Raw genomic sequence first — 13,818 nt, 5'->3', positions numbered from 1 at the left:
TTATCAAATAATTAGGAGGACATCATGAAACGCATTTTAGTCACACTGATGATAGGTGTTTTTTCTTTTGCATCGATAATGGGGTGTCAGAAAGCTGAGACGCCAAAGCCCGTGGAAGAAACGGCGTCGGTACAAGAGGAAAAAGCGCCGCAGACGGAGGCGGCGAGTTACACTTATCAAGATGCAGCCGAGCGAACACTGACGTTTGAAAAAGCCCCTGAGAGAATCGCCGTGACGTATTTTCCCCTTTGGGAAGCGTTGCTGATGCTCGATGTTAAACCGATAGCCGCATCTAACGCGACGCACTACATCGAGACTTGGCCGCCGCTTCAGGGAATGGCGCTCGAAGGGATTGAAGATATTGGCAACCAAGAGGTGAACTTAGAGAAGTTGGCCGGTCTAAAGCCAGATTTGATTATGCATCAAGTTTGGGATCCTGAAAACATCGATATCGATAATTTTGAAAAGTTATCCGACGTAGCGGTGTTTAGCACGGCGACGAAAATGGACTGGCGCTTGAGTTTGAGAGAGGTGGGCAAGCTGCTCAATAGAGAGGACCGTGCGGAAGCGGCCATAGCAGAAGTCGACAAAAAACTCGAAGAAGCACGTGACGCGTTGCGCCAATCCCACGATGAGGAAACCGTACTCTTAATGTCTATGATGGGTGTCGATAAGTTTGTCTACGCTTATAGGGGGGATGTCTACGACAAAGAAACCGGACTAGGCGTGAACATGCCGGAAGGCTTTGCAGCAGAAAACAAGTATGACAGCCTGTCTATGGAAGCCTTAGTTGAGATGAACCCCGATTACTTGTTTGTAAACGTGTTCCCAGGTGATGAAAAAATCTATGAAGAAGTATCGGATAACCCGGTGTGGCAGTCGCTTAAGGCCGTTAAAAACGGACGTGTGTACAAAATAGATGGCCCCGGTCACTCACCGAGTCCGCTATCGACAGTTTACACCATTGATTTCATTATCGACAAGTTGAATCAGTAAGGTACGTATAAATAGGCAGGTATTCAAAACGCTAGCGTTTGGGTATCTGCCCTTCTTATGAAAGGGGACACACAGTTGTGGAGCAACATAGAAACTTTCGAGCTCGGCGCGCATTGGCATTTTGTTTTGCCGGTTTTGTGATTTTAATAGGCGCGATGGTTGTATCGGTGATGACTGGTGCAGCCACCATTCCGTACGATACGATAAAAGACGCTTTTTTTAAGTTTGATGCCGCCGACAGCAAGCATCTGCTCGTGGTGAAGATGCGCGTTCCCAGAGCGATTATAGGGGCATTGGTCGGTGCGGCACTGGCGGTGTCAGGCGCGATTATGCAGGGCATTACGAGAAATCCACTGGCGGATTCGGGACTTTTAGGGCTGAGCGCCGGTGCGAGCTTTGCCTTGGCCTTGGCGTTTGGCTTTTTTAAAGACCTTTCCTACAGTGCGGTAGTGGCGATGACATTTTTAGGCGCCGGTGCTGGTGCCGCCATAGTCTTCGGCATCAGCAGTTCTGTAAAGGGCGGCGCGCGACAAATTAAACTGGTTTTATCAGGCGCTTGTGTCAGCGCCCTACTCACAGCTATGAGTCAAGGGATTGCGCTCACAAAGGGCGTTTCACAAAACATCACTTTTTGGACGATGGGGAGCATCAGCGGTGCGAACTGGGGAAAAGTCATGATTTCGGCACCGCTTATTTTGGCAGCGCTCGCAGTTGGTATGGCGCTTTCCAGACAGATTACAATGGTGAGCATGGGAGACGAAGTGGCGTTGGGCCTCGGCGTCAAACTCGGTCGAGTTAAAGCGGTAGGTATTTTTATTGTGGTTCTTTTGGCGGGAACATCGGTGGCCATGGCCGGGATGATTGCTTTTGTCGGAATGATTGTCCCGCATTTTTGTCGATTGGTGGTCGGTCCCAACTACAGGTGGATTATCCCTAGCAGTGCGGTAGCCGGTGCTGTTTTACTGGTGGTCGGCGACATTGGCGCCAAAACCATTAACCCGCCTTCGGAACTGCCTGTAGGGGCTATACTTTCCCTAATTGGGGCACCGGTGTTTCTCTATCTTGCACGACGGAAAAGAGGTGCCTTATGAACCCTAAAATTATACGACGAAATAGTACAATTCTGTCACTGCTGGTATTGGCGCTTGTGGTTGTCGTACTCCTGAGTATTAACGCCGGTTATGCGCCAATACCGATGTCGGCAATCATCGACGTCTTTTTAGGCAGGGGCAGTGCGGAAAACAATTTGATTGTCTTTTCATTTAGATTACCGCGTCTGGTAATGGCTGTTTTGGTCGGTATCGGCTTTTCCCTCTCAGGTCTCGTATTACAGGGGCTGGTGAAGAACCCGCTTGCAGATCCCGGCTTAATAGGGGTTAACGCAGGTGCCGGCCTCGTGGTGGTGCTGTTTGTTTTACTGGGAGGCACCATGGGCTTCGCGTCCATTATGTCGCTACCCATTTTGTCGTTTATCGGCGCCGCCGGCGTAGGCGTCTTGATTTACAAGCTGTCTAAAGACAAAAAGTATGGGATGAACCCCATGCGCCTCATCCTCAACGGCATTGCGATTCAAGCGGGCATTAACGCGCTCATGACCGTTATTGTCGTAAAGTTAGATGAGAGCCAGCACGAGTTTCTGGCTCTCTGGCAAGCGGGTAGCATTTGGCGTTCCAACTGGCAACTCGTGGTGGCCCTGTTGCCTTGGATTGTGATTTTAAGCGGCTACGTCTTCTACAAGGCGAAGTTTTTAGACGCCATGGTGCTGGGAGATCACTTGGCGAAGGGGATTGGTGTGCCGGTGGAAAAAACGAAAAGACAGCTGCTGTTTGCGGCGATTGCACTGGCATCGTCATCGGTGGCTATGAGTGGCAGCATCAGTTTTGTCGGTTTGATTGCCCCACATCTGACCAGACGTCTCGTCGGCTCACGGCACACGTGGTTGATACCGGCGTGCGCGTTGACCGGAGGCCTCTTGGTGCTTACAGCAGATACGATTGGTAGAACACTTATACAGCCGGCGGAACTGCCGACGGGGATTGTGGTATCGATTATCGGTGCGCCGTATTTTCTATACCTTATGGTCTCTCAGTCCCGTCGACAACAGAAGAAAGCATAGAGAGGTGCGTGTATGAATGCCATTCAAATTCAAAAGGTACAAGTGGGTTATCACAATCATGTGGTTATAGATGCGCTGGACTTAACCCTTGAAAAGGGAAAGATTACGTCGATTATCGGACCAAACGGCTGCGGCAAATCGACTTTGCTTAAAACGGTGGGGCGAATTTTGACGCCGACCTGCGGGCAGGTGTTGCTGGAAGGGCGCGACATTCACAAAACGCCGACGACAGAGCTGGCAAAAGCCATGGCCATTTTGCCTCAGACGCCTTTGGCGCCTGAGGGGTTACTTGTGGAAGAACTTGTGGCCTACGGGCGTTTTCCTCATAACAAAGGCTTTAAACGGTTGACAGAGGCGGATTACGAGGTGGTACACTGGGCTCTTGAAGCCACGGGTCTCTATGCCCTGAGAGAACAGCCGGTTGACGAGCTCTCAGGGGGTCAAAGACAACGCGTGTGGATCGCCATGGCGCTGGCGCAGCAAACCGGTGTCATTTTACTCGACGAACCGACGACGTACCTCGATATGGCGTACCAGTTGGAGGTGCTGTTGCTCTTGGAACAACTCAATCGCGACCACGGCACGACAATTGTCATGGTGCTGCACGATCTGAACTTGGCGGCGCGGTTTTCACACCACATGGTGGCCATGCGCAGTGGCGCGCTCATTGCCGCAGGAACGCCTGATGAGGTCATGACGCCAGCGGTTTTAAATTCGGTATACGACATCGAGGCCTACATCTCTCGTGACCCCGTGACACATAAAAAAATCTGTCAGACGTATTTTTTAACTTCAAACACATTAAAGAGAGAAAAAGGAGCGTAGCGTTCATGAAGAAAATTGCGATATATGGAAAGGGCGGCATTGGGAAATCTACAACGGTAAGTAATTTGTCGGCAGCGTATGCGACATTAGGCTATAAAGTCATGCAAATCGGTTGCGATCCAAAGGCGGATTCAACGCGCAACCTCACCGGCGGCCAGTCGATTCAAACAGTACTGGATACATTGAGAGAAAGCGACGATGCCACATTGGAGGACATCGTGGTAGAAGGCGATTTAGGGGTACTGTGTGTCGAGTCCGGTGGGCCATTGCCGGGAGTAGGTTGTGCTGGACGCGGTATTATTACTGCGTTTGAGACTTTGAGCAACTTAAATGCGTACGAGGTGTACAAGCCGGATATCGTCTTATACGACGTCTTGGGGGATGTCGTTTGCGGCGGCTTTTCGATGCCGATTAGAGGGGGCTATGCCGATGAGGTCTGCATCGTCACGTCTGGTGAAATGATGTCGCTTTTTGCGGCGACCAACATTGCACACGCGGTGAAATCTTTTGGAAAGCGTGGATACGCTTCACTTAAAGGCTTGATTTTAAACAAGAAAAATATTGTGGATGAAGAAGAACTGGTAGCCAAGGCAGCTGATGAAATCGAGACGTCTATTATACACGTCGTGCCGAGGGATAAGATGATTCAAGAAGCGGAACATCAGGGGAAGACCGTGGTCAGTGCATTCCCGAAGAGTGCCATGACACAGCAGTATTTAGAACTTGCACAGAAACTTTTGGGAGGCGACCATGTATAGAGCGCCTTCACTAAAAGTATTGACCGATGTACACAGCAACAAAGGGGTTAACTTTACGTCACATTACATGGAGAACGGTCACCACTGTCCCATGCATACGAGTATGGCGGTCTTACACCGTACCAAAGGGATTTCAACACTGGTTATCGGGATGCCGGAATGTTGTTATTACAGTCGGTTTATAGCCGATGGCAGTTCTGACGATTTGCATTATACTTACACGTTAGACGATAAAGAAGTGGTGTTCAGTTTTGCCAAAGGTTTAAAAGAAGCTTTGGACGAAATGGCGCAGGAAGGGGCGCAATGTATTGCACTTATCGGCACGTGTATTCCTGGAATAATTGGAGAAGATATTGCGGCAATCGGCGAAGAAGCAGAAGCTCGGTTGGGGATACGTACGCTGTATATCGACGTAGCGCACTACAAAACCAATGGCTATATGGGCGGGTTTAGAGACGGTATCGGCGCTCTGGCCTCTCTTGTGTCGCCACCATCTAATACGGGACACGCATTGGTGGCACTGCTGGGAGCCGGTACAGGTTGCGAGCTCACTGAACTGGGTGCGCACCTGTCGGCGACGCACGAGGTGCACCGCGTATCGATTGGAGCGCCTCTAGAAGCTTATCAACGCTGTGGCGACGCACGGGTTTTAATCGTTTTGGACAGTCGGTTTTCGCATTTTGCCGAGCTGTTGTCCGAACGGTTCGGAACCCCGGTGGTTCACCTGTGGACGGCGTATTTGGCACATGAGGTCGAGGCGGCTTACACGGCTATAAGTGCGGCGCTGGGGATCCCTCGTTTTGAGCCGACGCTTTCTCAGGCGCTTCCGGATTTAACGGGTTTGTCTTTTACACTTCCCTCTAAAGCTGTGGACGGTGTACAACTGGCGAAAGCTTTGGCGGAAGCCGGTGGTGATATTGCTTTTGTTCACGTGGAACACTGGCACGCCTTTGACACCTATGCCAAGGCGTATCTGCGAAAACAGAATCAATCGCCCACCATCGGTTACTTGGCGAATCGAGACAGTGTTTCTCAAAAAAAGCGTTACGCACAGACGATTGGTATCGGCAACGGTTTAACCGCTGCGGCGGTTTCTGATGCCGCTGTAGCACGGCTACACACATTAATTGGATACGAGCGGCTGACAGCACTTGGCGCGGCACTTGAGGCCGTTATTAAAGAACAAAGAGGTGAATGATAATGGGACTAAACAAACACACCCCGCCACAATCCGGACGCATGGGGATGCTTTGGACACTGGGGACGGTGGAAGGGGCACTTATACTGGAATACGGCGCCATGGGGCACATGGTGTACGGCTACAAATGGCTTGAAAAATCGGCTGCTTTGACACGTGCGCGCCTCTGTAGCACGCACATAACGGAACAGCGCATTGCCCTTGGCGACGCTTCTGCCCTCACGGATGCCCTCGGTGAGTGGCTGGTTGAAGAAAAGCCCTGTGAAGGCGTTTTCTTATTGCCTTCGGCGATACCGGAAACCACCGGGACGGATATCGGTTATGAAGCGGAAGCTATGGCGGAGACCTACGCGCCGTTAAGGGTGACCGCCCTTGAAAAAGGCGGGATGAAGCAAAGGCTTAAAGACGGCGTTGAAGAAGCGCTCTATCAGCTCGCCAAGTGGACGGAAAGCGCCGGAAAAAAAGAGCGGACGTTTAATATCATTGGCTCTCAGATTGACCACGCCAACTATTACGCCGACGTGGAAGAACTCAAACGACTGGTAACAGAAGGGTTGAGCGTGACTTGTCGCTGTGTGATGACATCTGAAATGCACCTTTGTGATTTAAAGCGCGCCGGTGATGTCGCAGTGAATTTGGTCATTCGAGAAGAGGGGCTGAAAGCGGCGAAATGGCTGGAGTCCAAGTGGGGCACCCCATATGTTTACGGCAGACCGTACGGGATACAAGGCACTTTTCAGTGGCTCAAATGCGTTGGCGAGGCCATGGGCGTCTCTGTCAATACGGCATTTATCGACAGGGAAAAGCGGGCATCTGACCATCTCTATAAGCGGTTGTCTTATTTCGACGCATCCCAGTTGAAGGTGGGTATTTCCGGTGAAGCGAGTTTTGTCGAACCGTTACGCGCATTTGTCGAAGGCGAAGTCGGCGGTGTCGTTGCGGCAGTTGAACGGGGTGAGACTTACGATATGGCGTTGTGTGAGAACACCTTTAGGGGGCGTATAACCGCTAAGACTTTTTTGCCCCTGACTCGGGATACGCACTCTGAAACCATCAACCGCTACACCCCGCCCTATGTAGGCATACGCGGTGCACATTTTTTAATAGACCAATTGGTGGGGGCGTAGCCCTCAGATTGAAAGAGAACCCTCGCGACGAATAGGCCCGCCGCGGGGGTTTTGCACGTTAAAAGATTCTAGGTGTCAGATTGCCGATTTCCGTTTGAGAGTGTTTCAAGGAAAAGCGCGCTTATAACGAAGTCGCGTCATTCTTTGTCCTAATTTGAGAGACGCTATTGACGAATGCCGCTCTGTCGTTTTTAATAAAGAGGTGGGATAATGACATTGAATTCAAAAAAGGTGGTCGGATGGTAAAACTGGATTATTTAACTTTAGGTGTGGTGATTTCTTTAGTGGGGACAATTGCCGCTGTTGTCATGTTGATTACATGGCGCATCAATAGGGAACAAAGCGGCCTGGGCATGTGGGCACTGGGAGCTATTGTCGGGGCCATTGGCTTTTTTATACTGTACTTCAAGCCCGTACTGGGAAGTTACGCGGTGTTTTTGAACAATGTGGCATCGCTGCTATCGCCTCTGCTGATTTTGGAAGGCGTTTTGCAGTACAAAGACGTGGGCAACAGGCGCAGGCGGCGTTGGTTTTTTGCCGTTGTCACCGTTGTAATTGTCTGTATCGCCTATTTTAATCGCGACAACGCAACGCGACGATTCTTAATGCACGATGCCCTTGCCATCGGTATATTTACAACGTCTATTGTGGCTTTGCTGTTCAAGACGGGCCGCGAACACCTCAAAGTCTACGCGCTCTCAATTGTTTCTTTTGCGTTTATAACGGCGGGGTTTGTCATTCGATGGGTGCTGGCTTTCAGAGGGGTATTCGAGAGGCGTGAGGGGCATCCCTACATGGGTATCGTATTTATGATGATTATCTTTTGGATTGTCGGATGGACCTATGGCCTGATTGTAGTCGTGAATTACGACGCCAAAAGGCGAATTGAAAAAATGGCGACGACAGATGCGTTAACGGGTTTAATGAATAGGACGCGGCTGTATGAACAAATTGGCGATAAGCTGTCTGAAGCAGATGCGAGGGGCGCGCAGTTAGGGGTGTTTTTGCTGGATATCAATGGCTTTAAGCAGCTGAACGATACTTTTGGACACGCCTTTGGCGACGCCGTTTTGGTTCGGATTGCCGAGGTGTTAAAGGCTTTTGTAAACGAAAGCGAGTTGGCCATACGTTTGGGAGGCGATGAGTTTTTGCTCTTTGTCGATTTGACGAAGAGGGCGACTGGTGCAGAGGCGATGGCACAAGCTGTTCGAAAGGCGGCCGAAACGCCTTATGAGCTCCAAGCGAGATGCGTACAGTTGCGCGTCAGCATCGGATCGGCGGTTTATAACGGAGGCGCTGTCGACGTCGACAAGCTCATCGCCGCGGCAGATCAATCGATGTATGTGCTTAAGACGCCAGAACGCCTTTTGTCAGAAGTGATTTAATAAAAATAATTGGGGAACGGTTGACAAAAGATAAACAAAAGCGTACAATCAGCATGAACTGAATCGTCAGTCGAAATATTGGAATCATGTGAAATCCATGAGCGGTACGGCCACTGTAAAGCAGAGTCTTTCTTCGCGCATAAATAGGCGTTCACCACTGGGAAACTGGGAAGGGGAAGATAGATGATGAAGCTGAGTCAGGATACTTATTTCGACGGTGTCGTCTCCGTGTAAGACAAATTGGCTTTGTTGATAACCGTCAATGCTTTTTTGGCATTGGCGGTTTTTGTGTGTTTACAATCGGTAGTTGTCATACCTCGCCCCTTTTGCGGAACGACCTTTTTAATGGGACTATAGAGCCAAACGCTTTATATAGATTATTTTAAAGGAGAAGATTAAGATGAAGAAACAATGGCTATTGACAGGTGTTACAGTTCTTTGCCTATTGGGCATAACGGGCTGTAGCACAGAAGTTGCAGAGAATGAAGAACTCAGTGGGCCGGTGGTAGAAAAAGACATACCGGAAGACGAGGCGGTGGAGCTGTCAGCAGGAGAAGTGATTCTGGAAGCGCCGCCGACGGTTGACGGGCTCGAATATGAAAAAAGTTTGGATCTCGAGTACGCTCAGTCGTTTACACTGGATTATTTTAAAGGGGGGTACGGCCTCGCCACTATAGGGGGGAGAGATCGATACTTGCTGGTTCCCGAAGGGCAGACGGCACCGGCGGGGCTCGATGCCGACATAGCGGTTATTCAAAAACCGCTCAAGGGCTTTTATATTGCAACAACGCCGGCGATGTCGCTCGTAAATGCTTTGGGACGCCTTGACGCAGTTTCATTTTGCGGGACAGAGGCGGACAAATGGTCCATAAAGGCCATTCGTGAAGCCGTGGCGGCTGGTTCCATACAGTACGCCGGCAAATACAAAGAGCCGGACTACGAGATGCTCGTAGCAGCGGGAACCAACCTCGCCATTCAGTCGGCAATGATTGAGAGTGTGCCGGAGGTCGTCAACAAGTTCGATGAGCTCGGGATACCGGTGCTTATTGACAGGGGCAGTGAAGAATCGCATCCACTTGGAAAAGTCGAATGGGTTAAGTTTTATGCGGCGTTGACTGATACCGACATGTCTGTGGCAAACGCACTGTTCGATGCTCAAAAAGAGGTTGTAGAGACCCTTTCTGCAGGTGAAAAAATCGATAAGTCCGTCGCCATCTTCTTTATCACTTCTAAGGGGAAACTCTATGTGCGAAACGACGACGATTATGTAACAAAGATGGTAGAACTCGCAGGGGGCACGTACATTTTTGACGCACTGGAAAACTCGGGAACCAACTCGACAACTATGGAAATGGAAGCGTTTTATGCAGCTGCAAAAGACGCCGATTACATTTTGTATATGTACAGCACAGGGGGCAAGCCGGAAATGCTTGCAGACCTCGTTGAAAAAAATGCGCTCATTGAAGATTTTGCCGCTGTAAAAAGTGGTAACGTGTGGGCGACATGTCCGGAATTCTTCCAAATCAACGACAGATTGGGCAACATGATTGGCGATTTGCATACGATGCTGACTTCTGATGAATCGACCCCGGACCGACTGGACTACGTGTTTAAGCTCAAGTAAGGTGAAAAAGTGCGGTGTTCCACCGCACTTTAACTTTTTGTACAGCAAGTGTTGATAACAGCGACGTAGAGTTAGGGGGATCGTATGAAAACAGGCACTTATACGCGGTATGCAGTGGTTGTCGGCGGTATTATGCTGTTGCTGCTGTTGGCTGTGGTTGCCAATATCAATTGGGGAAGCGTCGATTTATCCCCAGTTGAAATTCTGAGAACATTGACGATGCAACGGTCGATGATGGACGATGTGTCGTATAACATCGTGTGGAAGATTCGTCTGCCACGGGTTCTGATGGCGGCGGTTTTAGGCGGCGCCCTGTCGCTGTCGGGTTTTTTACTGCAAACTTTTTTCAGAAACCCTATTGCAGGGCCATTTGTGCTCGGCATCTCTTCCGGTGCGAAGATGATGGTGGCACTGATGATGATTGTCTGGATTCGATATTTCGGCTCAGTAGGTCTTTTTCTAATGGTGGCTGCAGCGTTTGCAGGCGCTTTGCTCGCCACGGCCTTTGTCCTTTTAATGTCGAAGAAGATTAAGCAAATTGCCATGTTGTTGGTGGCGGGGATAATGGTGGGCTATATCTGTTCTGCGGTGACGAACTTTGTGGTGGCCTTTGCAAACGAGTATCAGATTACCAATTTGTACACATGGTCTATGGGGAGTTTTTCAGGGGCTTCATGGCCTGAGCTCAAATTGGCGTCACTCATTGTGTTTGCCGTTTTCGCCGTGGTTTTCCTACTGTCGAAACCCATCGGCGCCTATCAATTGGGCGAGGCGTATGCATTGAGTATGGGGGTGGACATCAAGCGGTTTAGGGTGGTACTAGTGGTGCTGTCGAGTCTATTGTCTGCAACGGTGACGGCCTTTGCCGGGCCTATTTCTTTTGTGGGCATTGCCGTGCCCCATATGGTGAAAATGCTTCTGAAAACGACGAAGCCCCTCGTGGTAATCCCCGTGTGTTTTTTAGGTGGGGCGACGTTTACGATGATTTGCGATCTCATTGCTAGGACGGCGTTTTCGCCGACAGAGCTGAGTATCAGTACAGTTACGGCGATTTTTGGGGCACCGGTGGTAATTTCACTGATGTTAAAACGGCAACAGAGGGGAGGCGTTTAGATGTTTTACGAAGTAGCGGGATTAGCCGTCGGCTACGATGGCGAGGCGTTAATTGAAGACATTGCTTTCGATTTAAAACGCGGCGAGATTTTGACGCTTATCGGGCCTAATGGCGCGGGAAAATCGACGATTCTCAAGAGTTTGACCAAACATTTGTCACCGATAAAAGGCACTGTAACCATTGAGGGGTGTGGCGTGGAATCTCTTTCCTTAAAAGAACTTTCAAAGCGACAAGCGGTGGTGCTGACAGAAAAGCTCAAACTGGAGATGATGACTTGTTGGGAACTCGTGTCTACAGGGCGCTACCCGTATACGGGACAGCTTGGGTTTTTAAAGGCCGAAGATGTGGCGCAAGTCGAGACCGCGCTTTTAAAGGTCGATGCATTGGCTTTGGCGCATAGGGACTTCAATACGTTGAGCGATGGTCAAAAACAGCGTATTTTACTGGCACGTGCTATTTGTCAGGCACCTGAGGTAATCGTTTTAGACGAGCCGACGTCCTTTTTAGATGTGAAACACAAGCTGGAGTTGCTTAAGATTCTAAAGGATATGGCACATAAAGAAGGCATCACAGTGTTGATGTCCCTACACGAAATCGATTTGGCTCAAAAAATTGCAGACAAAGTGCTCTGTGTTAAAGGGACGCGGATTTACAGATACGGAACGCCGGAGACTGTGTTTCAAGAGGCTATTATCCAAGAGCTCTACGAGATGGCGCAAGGCAGTTACAATGTCTGTTTCGGCAGTTTAGAACTCGCGCCGCCAAACGGAACGCCTGAAGTCTTTGTGATTTCCGGAAACGGAACGGGTATTCCGTGTTTTCGCGCTTTGCAAAAACAGGGCATTCCTTTTTACGCAGGGGTGTTACATGAAAACGATGTGGACTGTCAGGTGGCAGTACGGCTCGCGCGTCAGACTTTTGTGGAGAAGGCTTTTGAAAAGATTTCGACAACGTCTTTTGAAGCGGCTAAAAAACATTTGGCGAACTGTCGCTACGTCGTGGACACCGGTGCTCCTATTGGCGAAATGAACAGCAAAAATCGCGAGTTAGTCGAGTGGGCGTCTTCAAATGGCAAAGTGGTGCTCACGGGACTCGATGCCGTTCAAGCCTACAAAGACCACTGGGTGCTATCGTGTCGTGAAGGTGCGCATCAATTTTAAAGAAACAGTTGCCAACGCTTTTGATTTTCGTTATAATTATGACAAATGGGATTGATAATCAATCTCGTTAATTTCGACATGATACCGACGATAACGTCGGTAAGGAGGAGGTCACAGTGGAACAAGCGAAACATCAAAGTGAAAGACAGTTTATTTTAAAGGATAATTTATGGCGCGTTATGTTCAGGCTCTCGTGGCCTGCTGTTGTGGCCATGGTGCTCTACGGTCTCAATACAGTTTTCGACGCTATTTTTGTAGGCTCTTTTGTCGGCAAGAATGCTTTGGCAGGGGTGTCGCTGGTCTATCCGTTGACACAGGTGACGCTGGGTATCGGGTCGCTTATTGGGGTCGGCGCGGGGTCTGCATTGAGTATTGCCATAGGGAAAAAAGACGGTGAGACGCAAAGACAGTTGCTCGGCAGTGTAAACGCACTGTGTTTGCTGTTTACGGTTGTCTTTATGGTATTGGGCTTGGTGCTTACAGAACCTTTGGTGAAAATGATGGGTGGCAAGGGCGAGATTCTCGATATTGGCGCCTCTTATTTTAGAGTGACGGTTATCGGTGCCTTTTTCTGGATTTATGGGCTCGCCACCAATATGATTGTCAGAGCTGAAGGACGTATGAAAACAGCTGCAGTTATGATGGGCAGCGGTCTTTTGGTGAACATCGCGGCAAACTATTTGCTGATTGTGGTAATGGACTTTGGCGTAAAAGGGGCCGCTTGGGGGACGAACATCGGCATGCTGGTATACGGCATTTGCAGTCTCGCATACTTTACAGCAGGACGCGCTTCTTTTGAGGCAAAGCCTTGGCATTTTAATTGGAACGGGGCTCTGGTTAAGACGATTACAGGGCTGGGGATGTCATCTTTTATTATGACGGTGATGACGTTGATTCAGGGCATTGTGGTGCTCAATGCGGTATCGCGCTATGGTACGACGCTGGATCTCGCTTTCTACGGGGCGTTGTTTAGACTCTTTACGTTCTTGTTAACGCCGATTTTCGGACTGATGCGGGCACTGCAACCAGTGGTGGGTATCAACTACGGTGCAGGGGACTACGAGCGCGTTATCAAGTCTTTTAAAGTCTTTGCAGGTGCGAGTACTTTGCTGACTTTACCGTTCTGGTCTGTGATGATGTTGAGACCTGATTGGGCATTGGCGACAATGTTTGATACGGCGTTGTTGACGCCTGCACTTCTGACGAACGCGCGCATATTTATGTGCTTGTTGCCGATTCTACCGGTGATTTTTATGGCCATGACATTTTTCCCCGCTATTGGCGACGGCAAACCTGCGGCGCTTCTCGGCATTGGCAGACAATTTTTCTTCTATATCCCCGTAATGCTTCTATTGCCTAGGCTTTTTGGCGTGGAATGGGTGTACATCGGCTCGACGCTCATCGATATCGTCGTCAGCCTGTGGTGTTTTATTATGGTTGGCGGCGCGTTTAAAAAGATGCGTGCACAGGCGCCGACGCTTGCGTTAGACCCTGAGGTGGACTATAATTAAAGTC

The 13,818-nt window shown here is 49.7% G+C and carries 12 protein-coding genes and 1 riboswitch; all 12 genes read left to right on the top strand.

Annotated elements, in window-relative coordinates; genetic code table 11:
* Window positions 1–24 precede the first annotated feature (24 nt).
* Complete coding sequence (locus ACR6HW_RS03070) at window positions 25–996, top strand: iron-siderophore ABC transporter substrate-binding protein (RefSeq protein ID WP_455729706.1); 972 nt, start codon at window positions 25–27, stop codon at window positions 994–996.
* Between the two features lie 77 nt (window positions 997–1,073).
* Window positions 1,074–2,087: a FecCD family ABC transporter permease gene (locus ACR6HW_RS03065; protein ID WP_455729705.1), complete on the top strand. Its 1,014-nt coding sequence runs from the start codon at window positions 1,074–1,076 to the stop codon at window positions 2,085–2,087.
* Window positions 2,084–3,112, top strand: coding sequence for a FecCD family ABC transporter permease (locus ACR6HW_RS03060; RefSeq protein ID WP_455729704.1), 1,029 nt, complete (start codon window positions 2,084–2,086; stop codon window positions 3,110–3,112). Before ACR6HW_RS03065 ends, ACR6HW_RS03060 begins: the two co-directional genes overlap by 4 nt.
* Window positions 3,113–3,124: 12 nt before the next feature.
* Window positions 3,125–3,937 carry an ABC transporter ATP-binding protein gene (locus ACR6HW_RS03055; RefSeq protein ID WP_455729703.1) on the top strand — a complete coding sequence of 271 codons (813 nt, stop codon included), beginning with the start codon at window positions 3,125–3,127 and terminating at the stop codon, window positions 3,935–3,937.
* 5 nt (window positions 3,938–3,942) lie between these two features.
* Window positions 3,943–4,695 (top strand): nucleotide-binding protein, encoded by a 753-nt coding sequence (locus ACR6HW_RS03050; protein WP_455729702.1) that lies wholly within the window; start codon window positions 3,943–3,945, stop codon window positions 4,693–4,695.
* Complete coding sequence (locus tag ACR6HW_RS03045; RefSeq protein WP_455729701.1) at window positions 4,688–5,893, top strand: nitrogenase component 1; 1,206 nt, start codon at window positions 4,688–4,690, stop codon at window positions 5,891–5,893. Before ACR6HW_RS03050 ends, ACR6HW_RS03045 begins: the two co-directional genes overlap by 8 nt.
* Before the next feature lie 2 nt (window positions 5,894–5,895).
* Window positions 5,896–7,020 carry a nitrogenase component 1 gene (locus tag ACR6HW_RS03040; RefSeq protein ID WP_455729700.1) on the top strand — a complete coding sequence of 375 codons (1,125 nt, stop codon included), beginning with the start codon at window positions 5,896–5,898 and terminating at the stop codon, window positions 7,018–7,020.
* Between the two features lie 239 nt (window positions 7,021–7,259).
* Window positions 7,260–8,405, top strand: coding sequence for a diguanylate cyclase domain-containing protein (locus tag ACR6HW_RS03035; protein ID WP_455729699.1), 1,146 nt, complete (start codon window positions 7,260–7,262; stop codon window positions 8,403–8,405).
* A 34-nt stretch (window positions 8,406–8,439) separates the two neighbouring features.
* A riboswitch (cobalamin riboswitch) is annotated at window positions 8,440–8,633 on the top strand.
* A 172-nt stretch (window positions 8,634–8,805) separates the two neighbouring features.
* Window positions 8,806–10,029, top strand: a complete 1,224-nt coding sequence (locus tag ACR6HW_RS03030; RefSeq protein ID WP_455729698.1) for an ABC transporter substrate-binding protein — start codon at window positions 8,806–8,808, stop codon at window positions 10,027–10,029.
* 84 nt (window positions 10,030–10,113) lie between these two features.
* Complete coding sequence (locus ACR6HW_RS03025) at window positions 10,114–11,142, top strand: FecCD family ABC transporter permease (RefSeq protein WP_455729697.1); 1,029 nt, start codon at window positions 10,114–10,116, stop codon at window positions 11,140–11,142.
* Window positions 11,143–12,303, top strand: coding sequence for an ABC transporter ATP-binding protein (locus tag ACR6HW_RS03020; protein ID WP_455729696.1), 1,161 nt, complete (start codon window positions 11,143–11,145; stop codon window positions 12,301–12,303).
* 116 nt (window positions 12,304–12,419) lie between these two features.
* Window positions 12,420–13,814 carry an MATE family efflux transporter gene (locus ACR6HW_RS03015; RefSeq protein WP_455729695.1) on the top strand — a complete coding sequence of 465 codons (1,395 nt, stop codon included), beginning with the start codon at window positions 12,420–12,422 and terminating at the stop codon, window positions 13,812–13,814.
* The last annotated feature ends 4 nt before the right edge of the window (window positions 13,815–13,818 follow it).

The organism is Fusibacter sp. JL298sf-3 (assembly GCF_053842995.1).
Note: the sequence above shows the minus strand (reverse complement) of the source record. Positions and strands in the feature narration are given on the sequence as shown.